Origin of the sequence: Azospirillum canadense, assembly GCF_025961225.1 — a bacterium.
In the GTDB taxonomy this organism is placed as follows: Bacteria; Pseudomonadota; Alphaproteobacteria; order Azospirillales; family Azospirillaceae; genus Azospirillum; species Azospirillum canadense.
Genome location: NZ_JAOQNG010000004.1, coordinates 369,307 through 389,505 on the forward strand (window position 1 = coordinate 369,307; position 20,199 = coordinate 389,505).

The window sequence follows — 20,199 nt, forward strand, 5'->3', positions numbered from 1 at the left end:
CGGAGACACAGAGGGTCCGGATCAACGATCTCTGTGTCTCCGTGTCTCTGTGGTTCTCCCCGTTCCCATTGCCAAGCGCGTTTCACGAAACGGAAACTCCCCAACCATCGCCCACGGGCCGCCGAGGTAACGCCAGAGCAGCAGGCCCTCGGCCCGCACGTCGAAGGGCTGGAACCCGGCGTCCAGGCGCTCGAACAGCGTGCGGGCCTCGTCGGCGGGGACCTTGTTCTGGATGGTGACGTGGGGGCGGAAGCCCTGGCGGTCCTGCGGGGTCAGCCAGGCGGACCAGTCGGCGGCCAGACGCTTGCGGAGGTCGGTCAGTTCCGGGGCGTCGAAGGCGATCGCGACGCCGCGGCCAAGGAACCGGGGGCCGGTCGCGCGCAGGGAGAAGGGGGATTGCCCGGCCGTGGTGCCGGCGAGCGTGGCGGCCACGGAGGCCAGGGCATCGCCGGGCAGGTGGTGGAACAGCGTCAGGTGGGCGGGGATAACATTGCGGGCCGGCGGGAAGTGGGCCCGCCGCAGCTCGTCCAGCCGGCGGAAGGACGCCGCATCCATCATCAGCGTCAGGATCAGGGGTGCATCAACCATGCCCCCAATCTGGCCCAAGGCGCCGTATCGGCAATGGGCCGGTCCTCAGGAACGAGTTACGCGCACTCGGCCAGTTCGGCCAGCGCCGGGCGGTCCAGCAGCTCGACCTTGCCGCCGTCGAGGATACGGATCAGACGGCTGGTCTTCAGCTTGGTGAAGCCGCGCGACACGGTCTCGGTCGTCAGGCCCAAATAGTCCGCGATGTCGCTGCGGCTCATCGGCAGGGCGATGGCGCGGTTGCCGTCGGTGCGGCGGCTCAGCGCCAGCAGGAAGGAGGCCAGCTTCTCCAGCGCGGTCTTGCGGCCGAGCAGCAGCATCTGGTCCTGGGCGGCCACCAGCTCCGACGTGGTCACCGACAGCAGCTTGCGGGCCAGCGAGGGCTGCGCGTCCAGCAGATCGTCGAGTTGGGAGCGGGAGATGCGCTGCACCGTCGTCGCCGTGACCGTCTCGGCCGAGTAGAGGTAGCGCTCGGCGAAGGCCAGGCCCATCATGTCGCCGGCCTGGAGGAAGCCGATGATCTGGCGGCGGCCGTCGGGCAGCAGCTTGTAGAGCCGGATCACCCCGTCCACGACCCGGAAGATGGCGTCGGCCGCGTCGCCTTCCGCGAAGAGGGCGTGCTCGCGGTCGTACACCTTGACCTGCGCGATGGCCGCCAGCGGGTCGGGGCTGCGCTGAACCTTGGCCATACCGCCCACCGAAGACGGCATCGAGGCGGCCAGGTAACCCGGAACGAAGCGGTTCGGCTGGGCGGCGACGGCGGCGGTGAGAGCGGACATGGCGACCTCGGCTGTGTGTCGGAAGCGGCCGGTCCGTGCCAACCGCTTGATGAGCCGAAAGTTATCCGCCGCGAGCCGTGCTGTGCAGTTCGGTCTTATACCTAAGGGGGTTCCCCTACGTAAGACTACCTATACGCGGATCCCCGTACGTGATCAGGCGTGCGACGGCAGCAGCTTCTGCACCGCGTCGAGCAGCTGGTCCTCCTCGAAGGGCTTTTCGAGGAAGGCGGTCACCCCGGCCTCGCGGGCACGGGCGAAGGTCGCGGGATCGCCGCGGCCGGACACCATGATCACCGGCATGCCGCGCAGGCGCTGGCCGAAGCGCTCGATGAACTCGAGGCCGCTCATCACCGGCAGATGCAGGTCGAGGACGAGGCAACCCTCTGGTTTCCCGTCGAAATGGTCGATGAAGCTCTGGCACGACTCATAGTCCCGCACCTCGAAGGCACAGGCTTCCAGCAGCGCCTTCATCGAGTCACGGACCGGCTCATCGTCGTCGACGATGTAGACGATCCCATCGCTCGCTTCGGCCAAGGCTGCCTCCAGCTGACTATCCACGCACAAAAGCGCCAAGGATCGGCGCTCCTGGGAAGATAGAAGTCCCAATGCCGGGCCGGAATAAGGAGTTCCCCTTATCGGACGTGGTTTTGATCCATATCATCCGCCCGCGAGGGGATTATTCGCTGGAGCGGGGTCCCACACCGGCGGACAGGGCCATGCGGACCAGGGACGGCAGGCTGTCGGCCCGCATCTTCTCCATCACCCGGGCGCGGTGGATCTCCACCGTGCGGGGGCTGATGGACAGCTCGAAGGCGATGACCTTGTTGGACTTGCCCTCGACCAGCCATTGCAGGACATCGCGCTCCCGCGGGGTCAGGCTGTCCAGCCGGGCCTGGATTTCGGGCGAGACGGCCGGTTCGGGGGGCGGTGGCGCAGCGGCGGCCGGTGCGGCGGGAGGGTCCACAGTACCGTTGCCGGCGCGGGCCAGGGCGGAGCGGACGCTGTCGACCAGCGCCTGCTCCTCGAAGGGCTTCTCCACGAAGTCGATGGCGCCGGCCTTCATGGCGCGCACGGCCAGCGGCACGTCGGCGTGGCCGGTCATGACGATGACCGGCAGGGCGCGCCCCTCCTGGACCAGCCGCTCCTGGAGGTCGAGCCCGCTCATCTGCGGCATGCGCACGTCGACCAGCAGGCAGCCCCGCCGCACCGGCGCGTCCGACTGGAGGAAGGCCAGGGGGGAATCGTAGCTCTCCACCCGGAAGCCCGCGCATTCCAGCAGAATGGCCACGGAGTCCCGGACGGCCTCGTCGTCGTCGACGATGAAGACGGTCGGATCAGGGCTGTTCATGCTCGTCTCCGGCAACCGGTACGGTGAAGGAGAAGACGGCGCCTTCGGAGGATTGCTCCAGCCACAGGCGCCCGCCGTGGGCCTCGATGATCGAGCGGCAGATCGACAGGCCGAGGCCCATGCCCTTGGCCTTGGTGGTGACGAAGGGCTGGAACAGCTGGGCCATGACGCCGTCGTCCAGGCCGGGGCCGGTGTCGGCGACGCTGACGCGCATCAGGCCGGGGGCCTCCGGGTCGGGCCGGGTGGTGACGGTCAGGTCCCGCCGCTCGCGCCCGGCCATGGCCTCGATCGCGTTGCGGACGAGGTTCAGGATGACCTGCTGGATCTGGATCTTGTCGATCAGCACCAGCCCGTCGTCGTTGTGGAGGTCGAGCCGGACGCGCACGCCGCTCTCCTTCGCGCCGACCAGGGCCAGCGCGCTCGCCTCCTCGACCACCTTGTTGATGCTCTCAGCCGACCGCTCGGTGTGGCCCTTCTCGATGAAGTTGCGCAGGCGGCGGATAATCTGGCCGGCGCGCGCCGCCTGGGCGACTGCCTTGTCCATGGTCTCCTTGGCCTTCTCCGCCCCCTCCGGCCGGTCGAGCAGGCGCTTCACCGCCTTGGCGTAGTTGATGACCGCGGTCAGCGGCTGGTTCAGCTCGTGCGCGAGGGTGGAGGCCATCTGGCCCATGGCGCTGACCCGGCTGACGTGCAGCAGCTCCGCCTGAAGCTCCTGCAGGCGCTTTTCCGTCGCCTGCCGCTCCGTCAGGTCGCGGACGAAGCCGGTGAAGCAGCGCCGGCCGGCCAGAAGCACCTCGCCCACCGCCAGCTCCATAGGAAAGACGGAGCCGTCGCGGCGCTGGCCCGACACCACGCGGCCGATGCCGATGATCCGCCGTTCCCCCGTGCGCTGGTAACGCTCCAGATAGCCGTCGTGCTGCTCCCGATAGGGCGGCGGCATCAGCATGTTGACGTTGCGCCCCCTCACCTCGTCGGCGGCGTAGCCGAACAGGCGCTCCGCCGCCGGGCTGAAGGATTCGATCAGCCCGCGCTCGTCGATCACGATGATCGCCTCCGGCACGGTCTGGAGGATGGAGGTCAGCCGCGCCTCCCGCTCGCGCAGCGCCGTCTCGGCCTGCTTGCGCTCGGAGATGTCGCGGATGATGCCGATGTAGACCGCGTCGCCGTTGGTGCCGGGGGTCGCCTCGCCGACCGACAGCTCCATGGGGAAGGTGGTGCCGTCCTTGCGGGCGCCCATCACCTCGCGGCCGATGCCGATGATGCGCCGCTCCCCCGTGCGCTGGTAGCGCTCCAGGTAGCCGTCATGCTCCTCCTGGTAGGGGGAGGGCATCAGCATCTTCACGTTGCGGCCGATCACCTCCGCCACGGTCCAGCCGAACAGCCGTTCGCAGGCCGGGTTGAAGGTCTGGATGCGGCCCCGGCCGTCGATGATGACGACGCCGTCCGGCACCGTGTCCAGCATGGCCTGGAAGCGCGCCGACAGATCCATGCCTCCGCCCCCGAAATCGTCTGCCAAGTCCCTTCCCCACGCGCGATCGTTCTTTTGCCCTAGAGTAGTTGACGCGGAATCTCGGTCAATGGTGTTCGTGACGGGCCGCCTTGGACGATGGTAGGAGGGGGCTTTTCCCGCTCTTTTCTTAGGGCTATTCCGCTTTTACACCAATTGATCCCCATCATTCCCTGAGCATTCGGGCGGGCTTACCCTCGCCCCCATCCCGCGCTCCGCGACCGCACCGCCTCCCCATGACCGTCGACCCCCTCAACCTCGTCTTCCTTCTGCTCCAGCAGATGAGCGTCTACCTGCTGATCGCCTACCTGCTCAGCCGGACGCCGCTGTTCCTGCCGGTCATGCACGTCACCGTGCGGTGGCCGCACAAGCTCGCCTGCGCCCTGGTCTTCTCGATGTTCTGCATCATGGGAACTTATTTTGGGTTGCAGATCGACGATTCAATCGCCAACACGCGCGCCATCGGCGCGGTGCTGGGCGGAATCCTGGGCGGGCCGTCGGTCGGGCTGGCGGTGGGCTTCACCGGCGGGCTGCACCGCTACTCGCTGGGCGGCATGTCGGCCGTGGCCTGCGCCATCTCCACGGTGGCGGAAGGGGTGATCGGCGGCCTCGTGCACCGCCACATGGTCCGGCGCGGCCGCATCGACCAGCTGTTCGACCCGCTGCGGGTGGGGGGCGTGACCCTGTTCGCCGAGATCGTCCAGATGTTGATCATCCTGCTGGTGGCGAAGCCCTTCAGCGCGGCGGTGCATCTGGTGGAGATCGTGGCCCTGCCGATGATCGTCGCCAACACGCTGGGGGCGGGTCTGTTCATGCGCATCCTGATGGACCGCCGCGCCCTGATCGACAAGCAGTCGAGCGCCTTTTCCGCCAAGGCGCTGAAGATCGCCGCGCGCGCCGACGGCGTGCTGCGCCAGGGCTTCAACCAGGAGAACAGCACCCGCGTCGCCCGCATCATCTATGAGGAGACCGGGGTCGGCGCCGTCGCCATCACCGACCGGGAGAAGCTGCTGGCGTTCATCGGGGTGGGGGACGACCACCATCTGCCCGGCACGCCGATCACCTCGCCCATGACCCGGGAGGCCATCGCCAGCAACCGGGTGCTCTATGCCGACGGCAATGAGGTGGTCTACCAGTGCTCCATCCACCCGCACTGCCGGCTGAACGCCTCGCTGGTCATCCCGCTGGTGGGCCCGCTGGAAGGGGATGACGAGCGGGTGATCGGGACGATCAAGCTGTACGAGCCGAAGACCAAGCTGTTCTCCACCATCAACCGCACGCTGGGGGAGGGCATCGCCCGCCTGCTGTCCAGCCAGATCCTGGCCGGCCGCTATGAGCAGCAGAAGGCCCTGCTCGCCCAGTCGGAGATCAAGCTGCTGCACGCCCAGGTCAACCCGCATTTCCTGTTCAACGCGCTGAACACCATCTCCGCGGTCATCCGCAACGACCCGGAGCGGGCGCGCCAGCTGGTGCAGAGTCTGTCGGTCTTCTTCCGCAAGAACCTGAAGCGCCCCAGCCAAGAGGCGTCGCTGAACGACGAGATCGAGCACGTGAACGCCTACCTCCAGATCGAGCTGGCCCGCTTCAGCGACAGCCTCTCGGTGGACATCGACGTGCCGGAGGATCTGCGCCATACGCATCTGCCGGCCTTCTCGCTTCAGCCGCTGGTGGAGAACGCCATCAAGCACGGCACCTCCCAGCTTCTCGGCGGCGGCCATGTGCGGATCGCGGCGCGGCGGGATGGGGCCGACCTGCTGCTGTCGGTTGAGGACAACGCCGGCCTCTACGAGGCGAAGCCGGGCGGCGACGGGCTTGGCATGACCATCGTGGACCGGCGGGTCCGCAACCGCTACGGCGAAGCCTACGGCGTGAATGTCGCCTGCGAGCCGGACGTCCTCACCCGCATCACGCTGCGCCTGCCCCTTGAAATTCCCGTTGCGGCGGAGATCGCCTGATGATGACGGTCCTGATCGTGGACGACGAACCGCTGGCGCGCGAGGAGCTGCGCCGCCTTCTGGACGGCGCGCCGGACGTGGAGGTGGTCGGGGAGTGCGCCAACGCCATCGAGGCGATCGGCGCCATCAACCGCCGCGCGCCGCAGGTGGTGTTCCTGGACATCCAGATGCCGCGCGTCAGCGGGCTGGAGATGCTGGGCATGCTCGACCCGGAGCGCATGCCGCGCATCGTCTTCCTGACTGCCCACGACGAATACGCGGTCCAGGCTTTCGAGGAGCACGCCTTCGACTATCTGTTGAAGCCCGCTGATCCGGCGCGCCTGGACAAGACGCTGGCCCGCCTGCGCCGGGACCGCGCGCCGCAGGACGTCGACGTGCTGAAGCCGGCCGCCGAGCCGCTGCGCCAGATCCCCTGCTCCGGCCACAACCGCATCCTGCTGCTGAAGCTGGAGGAGGTGGAGTGCGTGGTGTCCAAGGCGACCGGCGTCTTCGTGGTCGGCGCCGACGGGGCGGAGCGCTTCACGGAGCTGACCCTGAACACGGTGCAGGAGAAGACCCCACTGGTCCGCTGCCACCGGCAGTATCTTGTCAACCCCGACCGCATCCAGGAAATCCGCCTGATCGACAACGGCTTGGCCGAGATCATGACGCACGGCGGGCAGGCGATCCCGGTCAGCCGCCGCTTCCTCGGCCCGCTGAAGGAGCGGCTCGGGATCGGGTGATGCTTATCGCAGAACGGGTTTGAACCGATGGCGATCCGCCCCTAGGCTGGCCGTGGACCAACAACATGGCCTTGGGAGGGTTGCGGAATATCGGGTGAAAAGGTTGCCGTCGTGACGGCGGGCGGCAGCGGCATGGGCGCGGCCTCGGCGCGCAAGCTGGCCGCCGAGGGGTTCAAGGTCGCGATCCTGTCCTCCTCCGGCAAGGGTGAGGCCCTGGCCAAGGAGCTTGGCGGCCTCGGCGTGACCGGGTCGAACCAGTCCAACGAGTACCAGTACGCGGCCGACAACGTCCGCATGAACAACGTCCTGCCGGGCTGGATCGACAGGCTGCCGGCGGTTGAGGAACGCCGCCAGGGCGTGCCGATGATGCGCTATGGCACGGCTGAGGAGATCGCCGCGACGGTGGCCTTCCTGGCATCGCCCGGAGCGGGCTACATCACCGGCCAGAACATCCGCGTGGACGGTGGGCTGGGTCGTTCGGTTTGAGTCTGTAACCCTCTCCCCTCTGGGGAGAGGGTGGCCCGAAGGGCCGGTGAGGGGGTCCCGCGACTCTGTTACGTCCGGCAAAAGCGCAACCCCCTCACCCTAACCCTCTCCCCAGAGGGGAGAGGGAACTTTGCGCGGAGTACACCCCCGCCGCTCAGCCCCGCTTTCCGACCGCTCGGCGCGCCATGGCGCCGCTCCGGGGACATCACCCCACGGCGGGTCGGGACACTCCTAAGGTGACAGCAGATCCTTTCCAAGGAGAGCTGTCATGGATCACGCCTTAACATTTGTGATCGCGACACTCTGCATCCTCGCCCTCTGCTACCGCTTCTACGGCGTGTTCTTTGTGCGCAAGGTGCTCCGTGCCGATGATTCCGAGGTCACCCCGTCGCACGCGCTGGAGGACGGGCGCAACTACGTCCCGACCAAGAAGTGGGTGAATGCCGGCCAGCATTTCGCGGCCATCGCCGCCGCCGGCCCGCTGGTCGGCCCCGTGCTGGCCGCCCAGTTCGGCTACCTGCCGAGCTTCCTGTGGCTGCTGATCGGCTGCGTCATCGGCGGTGCGGTGCACGACACGGTCGTGCTGTTCGCCTCCATGAAGCACAAGGGGCAGTCCCTGTCCGAGGTGGCGAAGGCCGAGCTTGGCCCGGTCGCAGGCTGGTGCACTGGCCTTGCCATGCTGTTCATCATCACCATCACCATGGCCGGCCTGTCGATGGTCGTGGTGCACGCGCTGGAACGCAACGCCTGGGGCGCCTTCGCGGTCTTCATGACCATCCCGATCGCCGTGGCGCTCGGCCTGTACGAGCGCTTCACCGGCAGTTCCAAGGGCGCGACGCAGGTGGGCATCGCGGCCATCGCGGCGTCGGTCTTCGCCGGCCCCTACATCCAGGGCACGATGCTCGGCTCCTGGCTGACCCTGCACGCGGAGACCGTCGCGCTGATCCTGCCGATCTACGCCTTCTTCGCCACGGCGCTGCCGGTGTGGATGCTGCTGACCCCGCGCGGCTACCTGTCCAGCTTCATGAAGATCGGCGTGTTCGGCGCGCTCGTCATCGGCGTCGTCTTCATCAACCCCGAGATCCGCTTCCCGGCCCTGACCGACTTCATCCATGGCGGCGGCCCGGTGCTGGCCGGCCCGGTGTGGCCCTTCATCTCCATCACCATCGCTTGCGGCGCTATCTCCGGTTTCCACGCCTTCATCGGCTCGGGCACCACGCCGAAGCTGATCGACAAGTGGAGCGACATCCGTCCCGTGGCCTTCGGCGGCATGCTGGCGGAATGCGTGGTCGGCGTCATGGCCCTGATCGCCGCGACCTCCCTGCACCCGGCCGATTATTTCGCCATCAACTCCGCCCCGGCCGCCTTCAAGGCGCTCGGCATGGACGTGGTCGACCTGCCGCGCCTCAGCCAGGAGATCGGTCTTGACCTCTACGGCCGCACCGGCGGTGCGGTGACCCTCGCGGTCGGCATGACCGAGATCTTCACCCGCATCCCGTGGTTCAGCAGCCTCGCCTCCTACTTCTTCCAGTTCGTCGTGATGTTCGAGGCGGTGTTCATCCTGACCGCCGTGGACAGCGGGACCCGCGTCGCCCGCTATCTGATCCAGGACCTGCTTGGCGACGTCTATGCTCCCATGAAGCGGCTCGACTGGATGCCCGGTTCCATCACCGCCAGCGTGATCGCCTGCGTGGCCTGGGGCTACCTGCTGACATCGGGCGACATCAACTCGGTCTGGGCCCTGTTCGGCGTGTCGAACCAGCTGATGGCCTCGGTCGGCCTGATCATCGGCGCCACCATCATCCTGCGCCTGTCGGAGAAGCGGTCCTACATGCTGACCTGCCTGGTCCCGCTGGCCTACCTGTTCGTCACCGTGAACTACGCCGGTTACTGGATGATCTCCAACGTCTACCTGAATCCGGTCGCCAAGGGCTACAACCTCTTCAACGCCGGCATCTCCATCATCATGCTGACGCTGGGCTTCGTGATCCTGATCGCCGCCCTGAAGAAGTGGAAGGAATTGCTTCAGGTCCGCAAGACCGGCCTGCCGGGCGGCATGATCGCCACCCCCGCCGAGTAACCACCCACCACACGCACATCACCAGGGTGCCGCCGCTCGCCGGCGGCACCCGATTTTTTTGGGCCTATCTGTTTTTGCCGGCGGTAATCCGCCCGCACCGGCCGCCCGTTCGTGGAACGGTGCATTCTTAGGCCTGCATGTCCCCGAGGGGAGGCCACCGAGAATGCCCTGCCAAGCCTGCGCCGCCGTCCTGTCCGGAGTGATGCTTGTTGCGTCGGGGGCCGCCCTGGCCGCCGGGCCGGTGGGGGAGATCCAGACCGTCGTCGGGACGGCCGAGTTGGTGCGGTCGGGTACCGTCACCCCCCTGAAAACCGGCCTGCCCGTGGAGGCCGGGGACGAGCTGCGGACCGGGGCGGCCGGGCGGTTGCGCGTGAAGTTCCGTGACGGCAGCGCCGCCACGCTGGGCTCCAACGCCGCCATGACCGTGGAGCGGTTCGAGGAGCCGGGCGGCACCGGCACCCGTGACGCGGCGCTGGCCATCGCCGGGGGAGCCGTCCGCGCAGTGGCGGAGAAGCTGGTCGGCGCCTCCCGCTTCGAGGTGCGGACGCCGACCGCGGTGGCCGCCGCCCGCTCCACCGAATGGATCGTCGAGGTGACCCGCGAGGGCACCGCCGTGCTGGGGGTGTCGGGCACCGTGTCGGTGCGGTCCACCGGCCCCGGCATCGGGCCTCCGGTCGAGCTGAAGGCTGGGGAGGGGACCGACGTGGCGCTCGGTGCCGCACCGCAGCCGCCCAAGACCTGGGCCGCCCCCCGGGCCGCACGCGCGCTCGATGCCACCACCCTGCCGTGACCGGTCGCCGATGAGGATCGGCCTCACCGTCACCGCCCTTCTTGTCATCGTCCAGGCGCTGGCCGGGGACGGCGGGTGGGCGGCCCGGCTGGAGGCGTTGACCCTGGACGGGCGATTCATCCTGCGTGGCGTCCTGCCGGTCAGCGGGGAGGTGCTGGTCCTGCTGGCCGACGACTCCTCGGTGGAGAAACTGGGCCGCTGGCCCTGGCCGCGCCGCCGCATGGCCGATCTGGTGGATCGGCTCGCCGCGCTGGGGCCGGAGGTGGTCGCCTTCGACCTACTGTTCCCGGAGGCCGACCCGGACCCGGGTGGGGACGCCGCCTTTGCGCAGTCCATCACACGCTTCGGGCGGGTGGTGCTGGCGGCCTATGGGGAGTTTGGCGGGGGAGATGGCGCCCTTCCGACGCCGGAGCGGATCGTCCGGCCGATCCCGGCGCTGGCGGACGCCGCGGCGGACCTGGGCCACGTCAACCTGTTCCCCGACGCCGCCGGGCGCCCCTCGCGCGAGGCGCTGATGCTGAAGGACGGGGACGGCGTCCTGCCCTCCCTGGCCTTGGCGGCGGTCCGGCTGCGGCTGGGTATGGCGGGGGAGCCGTTGCGGACGGATGCCGGACATGGGCTTGACCTCGACGGGCAGTGGATCGCAACCGACGGCGCCTTGCGGATGCCGGTGAACTACCTCGGCCCGTCCGGGACCATCGACACCGCACCGCTGGCCGACCTGTGGGGCGGCCGGCTGGAGGCCGGGCGGGTGCGCGGGCGGGTTGTGCTGGTCGGCGCCGCCGTCACCGGGCTGGGCGACCGCTTCCCGACCCCCTTCGACGACGCGCTGGCCGGGGTGGAGCGTCACGCCATGCTGGTGGATACGTTGCTGACCGACCGGCTGCTGCGCCAGGACGCGGTGACGCGGCTCGGCGACCTCGGGGTCACCGCGCTGGCCGGGGTGGCGGCGTCGGCGCTGGCGGGGTTTCCGCCGGTCGCCGCCCTGGCGGCCCTGGCCGGGCTGGCGCTGGTGGTAGCCGGGGCAATCCACGCGGCCTTCGCGCTGGAAGGGCTGGTGCTCGGCATGGCCTTCCCGCTGGCGGCCGTCCTGCTGCCGGGCGGTGCGGTGATGGCCCAGGCCTTTCGCCGCAGCCGCGCGGAGGGGCGGCGCATCCGGGAGGCCTTCGCTCAATATTTGCACCCCGACCTCGTCGAGCGTCTCGTCCGCCACCCGCAGGCGCTGCGTCCCGGCGGGGAGGAGCGGGTGCTGACCGTCCTCTTCTCCGACATCCGCGGCTTCACCGGCCTGTCGGAGCGACTGCCGCCGGACCGGCTGATCGCCTTCCTCGGCGCCTATCTGGAGGCGATGACAGCAGAGATCCGGCGCCACGGCGGCTATGTGGACAAGTTCATCGGCGACGGCATCCTGGCCGTTTTCGGCGCGCCGGTGGCGCGGGCGGAGCCGGCGCTGGACGCCTGCCGCTGCGCGCTCGCCATGCAGGCGGCGGTCGCCGCGGGGGCGGAGCGCTGGCGGAGCCTTGGGGTCGACCCGCTGCGCGTCGGGATCGGCATCCACACCGGGCCGATGGTGATCGGCAACGTCGGCGGGGCCGGTCGGCTGAACTACACCGTGCTGGGCGACGCGGTGAACGTCGGGGCGCGTCTGGAATCCGCGACCAAGGCGGCGGGCGCGGACGTCCTGATCTCCGACGCCACCCACCGGCTGGTGGCGGAGCGTCTGGCGGCGGAGGGGATGGCGGCCCGACCGCTCGGCCCCCTGTCGCTGCCCGGTCGCGCCGGGGCCGTGGAGGCCTGGGCTCTCACGGGGGGCGGCGAATGACTTTGCGGCGGACGATCTCCTCCGGTGTCGGGAGTTGGCCGCGGGCGGTTTCCGGCCAATCTCGATCCGACGGGCCGCGATCCAAAGGGCCGACCACGATGCGCCCGACCATGCCGGCCTCCTCGTGGGGGATGCAGAAGTAGTCGTAGACGCCGAAGGTGGTGAGGCGCAGGTCGAAGCTCTGGTCCGGCAACAGATAGTCGGAGTTCCACGGCGCCGCCCCATTCGGGATGCGCAATGCGTGTCCGCCGTTGGCCGGATGGAAGGCGGTGCTGGTGTGGGCGTTGCCGGGGTCGCGGTTGATCCAGCGCAGCGTCTGCCCCGGCTCGACCAGCAGCCCGACGGGATCGAACCAGACCTTCGAGCCGTCGCTGTTGCCGCGCATGGCGATCTCGATGACCGGCTCCGCCCGCGTGCGGAGCGGCAGGGCCAGCAGCGCAAGGCCGACGGTCCCACCGCCGGCCCGCAACAGCGCGCGTCTGGTGATCATGGCACAAGGCCCTACTTCGCCACGCGCGCTTCGTCGGCCTTGGCGACGTGCCAGAGCACGACGTGATAGTGGGGCTTCTCCACGCCGGGATGGCCGGCGTTGAAGTACATGTCCACATGATCGACGGCGCCGCCCGGCGATTTCAGGGCTTCGAACTTCTTCTGCGCCTGCATGTCCTCCACCGGGATCATATAGACGGTGCTGACCAGCCGCCCGTCGTGGTCGTAGGCGAGGAACGGGCCGGCGGGCAGGGTCTTGGGATCGACGTAGAGCGTGCCGAGGCCGGGCAGGAAGTCCGGCAGCTTCACCAGCTCGCTCACCTTCTTGTAGGCGCCGCCCGGAGGTGCCTTCCCTACGGATTGGGCGTGCGCGGGCATGGCTGCCCATACGGATGTCAGGGCGAACGCGCCAGCGATCAAGGCTGTGCGGATCAGCATGCTTTCCTCCCATTGTGTGAATGACGGTCTTCCCCCGCTAACCCCCATTCGGATCGGCGGGCAGACCCAGGCGGTTGAGAACCCGCGCGACGATGCGCGCGCACTCGTCGCCGGCGAACGGGAACACCCCGGCCAGGGTGGGCGACAGCCGCCGGCGAAGGCTCTGGTTGAGCAAGCGGCGCGCCCGGTGCAGGCGTGTCTTGACGGTGTCCGCTGGGATGCCGAGAAGGGTGGCGACGTCCTGGCCGCTCATCTGCTCGACCTCGCGCAGGACGAACACGATGCGGAACACCTCCGGCAGTTCGTCCACGGCGCGCTCCAGCAATCGGCGCATCTCGGCCCGCGCGGCGTCCTCCTCAGGGGTCGTCGGCGTTTGCGGAGCGCCGGGAAACGGAATGATTTGGGCGCTTGGCGCCTCAACGGGACCAGTCACATCGTCGAATTCCGTCATGGCGGGCCTCGGCCGGAGCCGGCGGAAGGCTTCGTTGAGGACGATGCGGCCAAGCCACGTCCCCAGGGTGGACGCGTCGCGGAGCTGGTCCAGGTGGGTGAAGGCAGAGACGTAGGCGTCCTGGACCGCATCCTCGGCCTCCGTTGCGTCACGCAGGACGCTGCGTGCCAAGCGGTAGAGGCGTCGGTTGTGAGCTTGCATCAGGGTGCGGAACGCGGCGGCGTTCCCCGCCCGGAGCCGCCCAACCAAGTCGTCGAGGGCCAGATTGTCGGGGGCCAAATCGTCGGGGGCCGGATCACCGTCGGGTGCGGCCGTGCGCCGGTCGCTCGGATTCGCTTGGCTCATGCGGGGCTCCCCATCGCAACGCTGTGCATCTGTGGGATTTGATGCGGACGGCGTGTCGCGGGTTCCCGCGCAGAGGGAGTGCCCCCATCGGTGCCGGACGGTGGAAAAGCAGGCGCCGCCGACACACTTGTGTTGGACACCACCCGTCAGCCTTATAAGAAATTCGAGGGGAGCAACAGTCGCCATGCCGTACGATTCCGTGGACACCGCCCGCCGGCTCGGGCTGAAGGACGCCGAGCTTCTGCGCTTCCAGTGCTACATCGATGGGCGCTGGGTTGATGCCGACAGCGGCAAGACGGTGGAGGTCAGCAACCCGGCCGACGGTTCGGTCCTGGGCAGCGTCCCGATGATGGGCGCCGACGAAACCCGCCGCGCCATCGAGGCCGCCGACCGCGCCTGGCCGGCGTGGCGCGCCAAGACCGCCAAGGAGCGTGCCAAGCTGCTGCGCGCCTGGTTCGACCTGATGATGGCGAACCAGGAGGACATCGCCCGCATCATGACGGCCGAGCAGGGCAAGCCCCTGGCCGAAGCGCGCGGCGAGGTCGCCTACGCCGCCTCCTTCATCGAGTGGTTCGCGGAGGAGGGCAAGCGCGTCTACGGCGACACCATCCCGTCGCACCTGGAAGGCCGCCGCATCGTCGTCACCAAGGAGCCGATCGGCGTCACCGCTGCCATCACGCCGTGGAACTTCCCGGCCGCCATGATCACCCGCAAGGCCGGCCCGGCGCTCGCCGCCGGCTGCCCGATGGTGATCAAGCCGGCGACCGCCACCCCCTTCACGGCACTCGCCATGGCCGTGCTGGCGGAGCGGGCGGGCATTCCGGCCGGTCTCCTGAGCGTCGTCACTGGCTCCGCCCGCGCTATCGGCGGCGAGATGACCGGCAACCCCATCGTCCGCAAGCTGTCCTTCACCGGCTCCACCGAGATCGGCAAGGAGCTGATGGCGCAGTGCGCCGGCACCGTGAAGAAGGTGTCGCTGGAGCTGGGCGGCAACGCCCCCTTCATCGTCTTCGACGACGCGGACCTCGACGAGGCGGTGAAGGGCGCCATCGCGTCCAAGTACCGCAACACCGGCCAGACCTGCGTCTGCGCCAACCGCCTGCTGGTGCAGTCCGGCGTCTACGACGCCTTCGCCGCCAAGCTGTCCGACGCCGTCGCCGCGCTGAAAGTCGGTCCCGGCCTGACCACCGACGGCGCCCAGCAGGGCCCGCTGATCGACATGGCCGCCGTGGAGAAGGTCGAGGACCACATCCGCGACGCGGTCGGCAAGGGCGCCCGCGTGGTGGCCGGCGGCAAGCGCCACAGCCTGGGCGGCAGCTTCTTCGAGCCGACCATCCTCGCCGACGTGACGCCGGAGATGAAGGTGGCGCGGGAAGAGACCTTCGGCCCGGTCGCCCCGCTGTTCCGCTTCGACAGCGAGGACGAGGCCGTGCGCATGGCCAACGCCACTGAGTTCGGCCTGGCCGCCTACTTCTACAGCCGCGACATCGGCCGCGTCTGGCGGGTGGCCGAGGCGCTGGAATACGGCATCGTCGGCATCAACGAGGGCATCATCTCCACCGAGGTCGCCCCCTTCGGCGGCATGAAGGAGAGCGGCATCGGCCGCGAGGGCTCCAAGTACGGCATCGAGGACTATCTGGAGATCAAGTACCTCTGCATGGGCGGGGTGGGGCGGTAATCTGCCATTCGCCGTTCCCCTCCCTTAAGGTGTGCACACATCCTGTGTGGGCGGTAAGCGCCTGAAATGCCGACGGAAAAGCCCCTCTCCCCCAAGGGGCGAGGGGCTTTTTTCGCGTGCACGCCGCGGGAGGGGGCTCAGCCGCAGACCTCCAGGATCGTCAGCATGTAGACGCGGATCATGTCGAGGTAGTCCTCGATGTCCACGCGCTCGTCCGGCATGGTGTTGTAGCGGCCGCCAGGGCCGCAGACGATTCCTTCCATGCCGCCGGAATGCAGCAGGTGCCCGGCGTCGGTTCCGTAGAAGCCCGGCGGGGTGATGGCGCCGGTCGGCTGCTCCGTCCCGCGCACCTCGCGGTAGGCCTTGTTGATGGCCTGGACGATGGGGCTGGTCTTCGCCACCTCGAAGGTCGGCATGGTCGGGGTGCCGCGCTGGTTGTCCGAGAGCACCGTCGCCTTCAGGCCGGGGAAGCGCGCCTCCAGCGCGTCCAATTCGCAGCGCAGGTCGGCGAGCACGCCGTCCTCCGTCTGGCCGGTGGCGTAGCGGGCGGAGCCCTTCAGCCGGACGAAGTCGGCGACCTGCGGCGGGCGCCATTCGTGCAGGTCCTTGCCCAGCGCGCCGTGCACCACGCCGACATGGACGCGGTTGATCGTCTCATGCTCCGGCGAGCGGGCGCCCGACAGCTTCATCGCGGTCATGCGCGGGATCAGGTCGCAGGCGGCCAGGATGGCGTCCACCGCCTCCTCCCGCTTGGACAGGTGGCGGGTGTCGCCGACCAGCTCGATCACGAAGGACAGCGCCGCCGCGTGCATGGTCATGGCCTGCAGGTCCGTCGGCTCGCTGTTGACGAAATAGTCGGCGCGCAGCCCCTGCTCCATCAGGGCGAAGGTGCCGATGCCGCCCTGAAGCTCCCCCACCACATAGGTCAGGATGACGTCGCCGCGCAGCTTCACGCCGGCCTCGATCAGCGTCTTGACCGCGCAGAAATAGGCGGCGTCGCCCGCCTTCATGTTGGAGCAGCCGATGCCGTAGATGAAGCGGTCGTCGATCTTCCCGCCCCAGGGATCCACGGTCCAGCCCTCGGTCACCGGGTTGGTGTCGATGTGGCCGTTGAACAACAGGCTCTTGCCGCCCCCAGTCCCACGCAAGCGGCCGACGGCGTTGACCCGCTCGCCGGGCACCGGGGTCAGCTCCGCCTCCAGCCCGATGCCGGCCATTGCGTCCTTCATGAAGGCGGCCAGCGCGCGTTCGCCGTCGGTCTGGCTGTAGCTTTTGTGCTGGACCATCCGGGCGAGGAACGCCAGGGCGGCGTCCGTGTCCAGGCGGGCGAGAAGGGCTTGCCTATCCATTGGGGTGTCCATATCGGAAATCCTTGGCCTCAGCCGACGGGGGTGGGGGACGCGGCGATCAGGTCGCGCGTGTAGGGGTGGACGTGCTCCGCGTCGATGGCGTCGATGGAGAGCAGGTCGACCAGCTCGCCCCCGCGCATCACGGCGATGCGGTGGGCGATCTGGCGGATCAGGTTCAGGTCGTGGGTGATGAACAGGTAGGCGGTCCCGGTCTCCGCCCGCAGCGTGAGCAGAAGCTCGATGATCGAGGCCTGCACCGACACGTCGAGCGGGGCGGTGATTTCGTCGCAGATGACCAGCGACGGCTTGGCCGCGAAGGCGCGGGCGATGGCGACGCGCTGCTTCTGCCCGCCGGAAAGCTGGTGCGGCCAGCGGTCGGCGAAGCTGGCGGGCAGGCGCACCTGCTCCAGCAGCTTGCCCACGTCCGCCACGTTGCCGCCGAACAGGCGCAGCGGCCGGGCCAGGATCTCCCCCACCTTCTGGCGCGGGTTCAGCGAGCTGTCCGGGTGCTGGAAGACGATCTGCACCGCGCGGCGGTACTGGCGGTCCATGGCGCGCCCGGCGGCGATGGGCCGGCCGTCGAAACGGATGTTTCCGCTGAAGTCGGCCAGCCCGGTCAGCGCCCGCGCGATGGAGGACTTGCCGGAGCCGGATTCGCCGACCACGCCCAGAATCTCCCCCGCCCGCACGTCGAAGCCGACCGCCTGCGTCGCCGGCGGCGGGGCCGGGCGGAACAGGCGGCGGCGGGCGTAGTGGACAGAGATGTCCTGTGCCGCCAGCAGAACCCGCTCCCCCGGCTGGTCGTGGACGAGGCGGCGTTCCGGCCGCGGCACGGCATCGACGAGGATCTGCGTTTCCGGATGCTGCGGCGCGCGGAAGATGCGGTCGGCCGGGGCCTCCTCCACCAGCTTGCCGTGCTTCATCACCGCGACCCGGTCAGCCACGCGCGAGACCAGCGCGAGGTCGTGGGAGATGTAGAGTGCGGCGACCCCGGTCTCCGCCCGCAGGCGGGTGAACAGCTCCAGGATTTTTGCGCCGGTGATGACGTCCAGCGCGGTGGTCGGCTCGTCGAAGACGATCAGCTCCGGCCGGCAGCCGAAGGCGGTGGCGATCAGGATGCGCTGCTTCTCGCCGCCCGAGATTTCATGCGGGTAGCGCTTCATCAGCGCCTCGGGGTTGCGCAGCTCGACATGGCCGAGCAGGGCGAGCGCTTCCGTCCAGGCCTCCTTGGGGCTGAGGCCGCGGGTGGTGACCAGCGTCTCGGTGATCTGGCGGCCGACGGGCAGGGTGGGGTTCAGGGAGGTGGACGGGTCCTGGAACACCATGCCGATGCGCCGCCCGCGGACGCGGGTCAGCTCGCGGCCGGGCAGGGCACGGAGATCCGTGTCGCCCAGGCGGATGTCGCCTGACACTTCGCGCGCGTTCTTCGGCAGGTGGCGCATGATCGCCCAAGCCAGCGAGCTTTTGCCGGAGCCGGACTCGCCGACGAGGCCCAGCACCTCCCCCGGTGCGATGTCGAACCCGATGTCCTGCAGCACGCGGACGGGGCCGGCGCCGGTCAGGTACTCGAGCGTGTAGTTGCGGATGGACAGGACCGGAGTCGTCATCGTTCGTTCCGCGGGTTCATGGCGTCGCGCAGCCCGTCGCCGAGCAGGTTGAAGGCGATGGCGGTCACCGCGATGGCGATGGATGGCGCGATCAGGATCCAGGGCGCCTGGTGGACGTACTGGCGCGCGTCGGCCACCATCAGCCCCCATTCCGACGCCGGCGGCTGCGCGCCGAGGCCGAGGAAGCTGAGTGTGGCGAACAGCATCACCGCGAAGGACACGCGGATGGTCGTCTCGATCACCACCGGGGCCATGACGTTGGGCAGCATCTCGCGGAACACGATCCAGGACCCGCGCTCGCCGCGCACGATGGCCGCCTTGACGTAATCCTGGTTGCGCACGTTGAGCGCGACGGAGCGGGTGACGCGCGCCATGCCCGGCGCGAAGGCGACGGCGATGGCGACCATCGCGTTGGTGGCGCCGTTGCCCAGCGTGCTGACCAGCAGAAGCGCCAGCAGCAGGCCGGGCACCGCCATCACCGCGTCGATGGTGCGCATGATCGCCTCGTCCCAGCGCCCGCCGAGATAGGCCGACGCCGTTCCCACCACCGAGCCGATGACGGTGCCGAGCAGCGTCGCCGCCAGCGCCATGGGGATGGTGGAGCGGGCGCCGACCAGAAGCCGGCTCAGCACGTCGCGGCCGAGCTGGTCGGCGCCGAACCAGTTCTCCGCCCCGGCCGGGCGGAAGCGGCCGAGGAAGTCGATCTTCTCCGGGTCTTGCGGGGCCAGCCAGGGGCCGAACAGGCAGACCGCCGCCAGGACGAGCAGGAGCAGCAGCCCGATGGCGCCCTGCGGCGTGCGCACGAGGCGTCGCAGGAGGTCAGTCATAGCGGATTCTCTTGTCGAGGAAGGCGTAGGCGACGTCGGCCAGCGTGTTGGCGACGGCGTAGGTCGCCGACATGATCAGCGCGCCGGCCTGGATGGAGGGCAGGTCGCGCGCGGTGATCGCCACCATCAGCTGCCGCCCGATGCCGGGGATGGCGAAGATCTCCTCGATGACGATGATGCCGCCGAGCAGGTAACCGACGTCCAGCGCCACGATCGTCACCACCGGCAGCAGCGCGTTGCGCAGGGCGTGGCGCATCAGCACGGTGCGCTCCGGCAGGCCCTTCAGCCGGGCGGCGCGGACGTAATCGCTGTGCAGCACGTCCAGCGTCTCCGACCGGACCATGCGGGAGACGTGGGCCACCAGGATCACCGACGCGGTCAGCACCGGCAAGGCCAAGTGCTGGACCGCTCCCCAGACATCCTCGAAGGGGGAGACGTAGCCGGTCGCCGGCAGCCATTGCAGCGTGTCGGCCAGCAGCATGGCGAACAGCGTCGCCGTCACGAATTCCGGAAAGGCGACGCCGAGGTAGGAGACGAGGCTGGTCAGCGTGTCGGCCAGCTTGCCCTGCCGCACCGCCGCCACGACGCCGAGCGGCACCGCGATCACCAGCATCAGCGCGATGGCGGCGAAGGCCAGCAGGAGCGAGCGGCCGAGTGCCGCCACCATCTCCGGCCCGACCGGCTGGCCGGTCCGCATGGACAGGCCGAAGTCTCCGGTGACGGCGTGCCCGACCCAGCGCAGATACTGCATCCAGATCGGGGCGCCCAGGCCCAGCCGGTCGCGGATGGCGGCCAGCGCGTCGGCGGTCGCGTTCTCGCCCAGCAGGGTCACCGCCGCGTCGGCCGGCAGCACCTGGGTGATGCCGAAGACCAGGACCGACACGACGAAGACCGTGTAGACGATCAGCAGCAGCCGCCGCAGAATCCAGGACAGCGACACC

The 20,199-nt window shown here is 69.2% G+C and carries 19 protein-coding genes; 7 read left to right on the forward strand and 12 right to left on the reverse strand.

The genetic code is table 11. From position 1 onward, the window contains the following. Positions 1–21 precede the first annotated feature (21 nt). From M2351_RS23265 to M2351_RS23285, 5 genes are all read right to left on the reverse strand, one after another. A complete protein-coding gene (locus M2351_RS23265; RefSeq protein WP_264658434.1) occupies positions 22–588 on the reverse strand; it encodes a 2'-5' RNA ligase family protein in 567 nt (188 codons plus the stop codon). Positions 589–644: 56 nt separating this feature from the next. Next, the gene (locus tag M2351_RS23270; protein ID WP_264658435.1) at positions 645–1,364 is read right to left on the reverse strand and encodes a helix-turn-helix domain-containing protein; all 720 of its coding nucleotides are present in this window, start codon (positions 1,362–1,364) and stop codon (positions 645–647) included. A gap of 153 nt (positions 1,365–1,517) precedes the next feature. Then, on the reverse strand, positions 1,518–1,898 hold the full coding sequence (locus M2351_RS23275) for a response regulator transcription factor (RefSeq protein WP_264658436.1): 381 nt from the start codon (positions 1,896–1,898) through the stop codon (positions 1,518–1,520). 142 nt (positions 1,899–2,040) lie between these two features. Next, positions 2,041–2,712 carry a response regulator FixJ gene (gene fixJ / locus M2351_RS23280; RefSeq protein ID WP_264658437.1) on the reverse strand — a complete coding sequence of 224 codons (672 nt, stop codon included), beginning with the start codon at positions 2,710–2,712 and terminating at the stop codon, positions 2,041–2,043. Continuing rightward, a complete protein-coding gene (locus M2351_RS23285) occupies positions 2,699–4,201 on the reverse strand; it encodes a PAS domain-containing sensor histidine kinase (protein WP_264658438.1) in 1,503 nt (500 codons plus the stop codon). Before M2351_RS23285 ends, fixJ begins: the two co-directional genes overlap by 14 nt. A 254-nt stretch (positions 4,202–4,455) precedes the next feature. Between M2351_RS23285 and M2351_RS23290 the strand changes: the two genes are divergently transcribed. The 6 genes from M2351_RS23290 to M2351_RS23315 all read left to right on the forward strand — a co-directional run bounded on the left by M2351_RS23290 (position 4,456) and on the right by M2351_RS23315 (position 12,074). Next, entirely contained in the window at positions 4,456–6,174 is a 1,719-nt protein-coding gene (locus M2351_RS23290; RefSeq protein ID WP_264658439.1) for a sensor histidine kinase, read from the forward strand. Then, the gene (gene btsR / locus M2351_RS23295; RefSeq protein WP_264658440.1) at positions 6,174–6,896 is read left to right on the forward strand and encodes a two-component system response regulator BtsR; all 723 of its coding nucleotides are present in this window, start codon (positions 6,174–6,176) and stop codon (positions 6,894–6,896) included. The genes M2351_RS23290 and btsR overlap by 1 nt, the downstream gene beginning before the upstream one ends. A gap of 111 nt (positions 6,897–7,007) precedes the next feature. Continuing rightward, the gene (locus M2351_RS23300; RefSeq protein WP_454464591.1) at positions 7,008–7,382 is read left to right on the forward strand and encodes an SDR family oxidoreductase; all 375 of its coding nucleotides are present in this window, start codon (positions 7,008–7,010) and stop codon (positions 7,380–7,382) included. 268 nt (positions 7,383–7,650) lie between these two features. Further along, positions 7,651–9,462 carry a carbon starvation CstA family protein gene (locus M2351_RS23305; RefSeq protein ID WP_264658441.1) on the forward strand — a complete coding sequence of 604 codons (1,812 nt, stop codon included), beginning with the start codon at positions 7,651–7,653 and terminating at the stop codon, positions 9,460–9,462. Positions 9,463–9,625: 163 nt separating this feature from the next. Beyond that, positions 9,626–10,252, forward strand: coding sequence for a FecR family protein (locus M2351_RS23310; RefSeq protein WP_264658442.1), 627 nt, complete (start codon positions 9,626–9,628; stop codon positions 10,250–10,252). Positions 10,253–10,262: 10 nt separating this feature from the next. Beyond that, a complete protein-coding gene (locus M2351_RS23315; RefSeq protein WP_264658443.1) occupies positions 10,263–12,074 on the forward strand; it encodes a CHASE2 domain-containing protein in 1,812 nt (603 codons plus the stop codon). Here the strand turns inward: M2351_RS23315 and M2351_RS23320 are convergent. The 3 genes from M2351_RS23320 to M2351_RS23330 are packed head-to-tail and all read right to left on the reverse strand — an operon-like array spanning position 12,055 to position 13,797. Then, entirely contained in the window at positions 12,055–12,564 is a 510-nt protein-coding gene (locus tag M2351_RS23320) for a plastocyanin/azurin family copper-binding protein (RefSeq protein ID WP_264658444.1), read from the reverse strand. The two genes, M2351_RS23315 and M2351_RS23320, sit on opposite strands and share 20 nt — an antisense overlap. Positions 12,565–12,575: 11 nt before the next feature. After that, positions 12,576–13,001 (reverse strand): DUF5602 domain-containing protein, encoded by a 426-nt coding sequence (locus tag M2351_RS23325; RefSeq protein WP_264658445.1) that lies wholly within the window; start codon positions 12,999–13,001, stop codon positions 12,576–12,578. Between the two features lie 37 nt (positions 13,002–13,038). Next, on the reverse strand, positions 13,039–13,797 hold the full coding sequence (locus M2351_RS23330) for an RNA polymerase sigma factor (RefSeq protein WP_264658446.1): 759 nt from the start codon (positions 13,795–13,797) through the stop codon (positions 13,039–13,041). A gap of 184 nt (positions 13,798–13,981) precedes the next feature. Between M2351_RS23330 and gabD the strand changes: the two genes are divergently transcribed. Then, positions 13,982–15,475, forward strand: coding sequence for an NADP-dependent succinate-semialdehyde dehydrogenase (gene gabD / locus M2351_RS23335; RefSeq protein WP_264658447.1), 1,494 nt, complete (start codon positions 13,982–13,984; stop codon positions 15,473–15,475). 137 nt (positions 15,476–15,612) lie between these two features. Here gabD and M2351_RS23340 read toward each other — a convergent pair whose 3' ends face one another. Genes M2351_RS23340 through M2351_RS23355 form a run of 4 tightly spaced genes read right to left on the reverse strand, consistent with a single transcriptional unit; the run spans position 15,613 to position 20,198 of the window. After that, positions 15,613–16,824, reverse strand: a complete 1,212-nt coding sequence (locus M2351_RS23340) for a M20 family metallopeptidase (RefSeq protein ID WP_264658448.1) — start codon at positions 16,822–16,824, stop codon at positions 15,613–15,615. 29 nt (positions 16,825–16,853) lie between these two features. Next, complete coding sequence (nikE, locus tag M2351_RS23345; RefSeq protein WP_264658449.1) at positions 16,854–18,431, reverse strand: nickel ABC transporter ATP-binding protein NikE; 1,578 nt, start codon at positions 18,429–18,431, stop codon at positions 16,854–16,856. Continuing rightward, positions 18,428–19,258 carry an ABC transporter permease gene (locus M2351_RS23350; protein WP_209770979.1) on the reverse strand — a complete coding sequence of 277 codons (831 nt, stop codon included), beginning with the start codon at positions 19,256–19,258 and terminating at the stop codon, positions 18,428–18,430. The genes nikE and M2351_RS23350 overlap by 4 nt, the downstream gene beginning before the upstream one ends. Continuing rightward, a complete protein-coding gene (locus M2351_RS23355) occupies positions 19,251–20,198 on the reverse strand; it encodes an ABC transporter permease (protein ID WP_264658450.1) in 948 nt (315 codons plus the stop codon). Before M2351_RS23355 ends, M2351_RS23350 begins: the two co-directional genes overlap by 8 nt. Position 20,199 lies beyond the last annotated feature (1 nt).

What these genes read in the sequence shown, in the direction of transcription:
- nikE (WP_264658449.1), bottom strand. Translation starts at nt 18,431, where the DNA reads ATGACGACTCCGGTCCTGTCCATCCGCAACTACACGCTCGAGTACCTG.
- M2351_RS23270 (WP_264658435.1), bottom strand. Translation starts at nt 1,364, where the DNA reads ATGTCCGCTCTCACCGCCGCCGTCGCCGCCCAGCCGAACCGCTTCGTT.
- M2351_RS23330 (WP_264658446.1), bottom strand. Translation starts at nt 13,797, where the DNA reads ATGAGCCAAGCGAATCCGAGCGACCGGCGCACGGCCGCACCCGACGGT.
- btsR (WP_264658440.1), top strand. Translation starts at nt 6,174, where the DNA reads ATGATGACGGTCCTGATCGTGGACGACGAACCGCTGGCGCGCGAGGAG.
- M2351_RS23350 (WP_209770979.1), bottom strand. Translation starts at nt 19,258, where the DNA reads ATGACTGACCTCCTGCGACGCCTCGTGCGCACGCCGCAGGGCGCCATC.
- M2351_RS23305 (WP_264658441.1), top strand. Translation starts at nt 7,651, where the DNA reads ATGGATCACGCCTTAACATTTGTGATCGCGACACTCTGCATCCTCGCC.
- M2351_RS23285 (WP_264658438.1), bottom strand. Translation starts at nt 4,201, where the DNA reads ATGGATCTGTCGGCGCGCTTCCAGGCCATGCTGGACACGGTGCCGGAC.
- M2351_RS23310 (WP_264658442.1), top strand. Translation starts at nt 9,626, where the DNA reads ATGCCCTGCCAAGCCTGCGCCGCCGTCCTGTCCGGAGTGATGCTTGTT.
- M2351_RS23315 (WP_264658443.1), top strand. Translation starts at nt 10,263, where the DNA reads ATGAGGATCGGCCTCACCGTCACCGCCCTTCTTGTCATCGTCCAGGCG.
- M2351_RS23290 (WP_264658439.1), top strand. Translation starts at nt 4,456, where the DNA reads ATGACCGTCGACCCCCTCAACCTCGTCTTCCTTCTGCTCCAGCAGATG.
- M2351_RS23265 (WP_264658434.1), bottom strand. Translation starts at nt 588, where the DNA reads ATGGTTGATGCACCCCTGATCCTGACGCTGATGATGGATGCGGCGTCC.
- M2351_RS23325 (WP_264658445.1), bottom strand. Translation starts at nt 13,001, where the DNA reads ATGCTGATCCGCACAGCCTTGATCGCTGGCGCGTTCGCCCTGACATCC.
- M2351_RS23340 (WP_264658448.1), bottom strand. Translation starts at nt 16,824, where the DNA reads ATGGATAGGCAAGCCCTTCTCGCCCGCCTGGACACGGACGCCGCCCTG.
- M2351_RS23320 (WP_264658444.1), bottom strand. Translation starts at nt 12,564, where the DNA reads ATGATCACCAGACGCGCGCTGTTGCGGGCCGGCGGTGGGACCGTCGGC.
- gabD (WP_264658447.1), top strand. Translation starts at nt 13,982, where the DNA reads ATGCCGTACGATTCCGTGGACACCGCCCGCCGGCTCGGGCTGAAGGAC.
- fixJ (WP_264658437.1), bottom strand. Translation starts at nt 2,712, where the DNA reads ATGAACAGCCCTGATCCGACCGTCTTCATCGTCGACGACGACGAGGCC.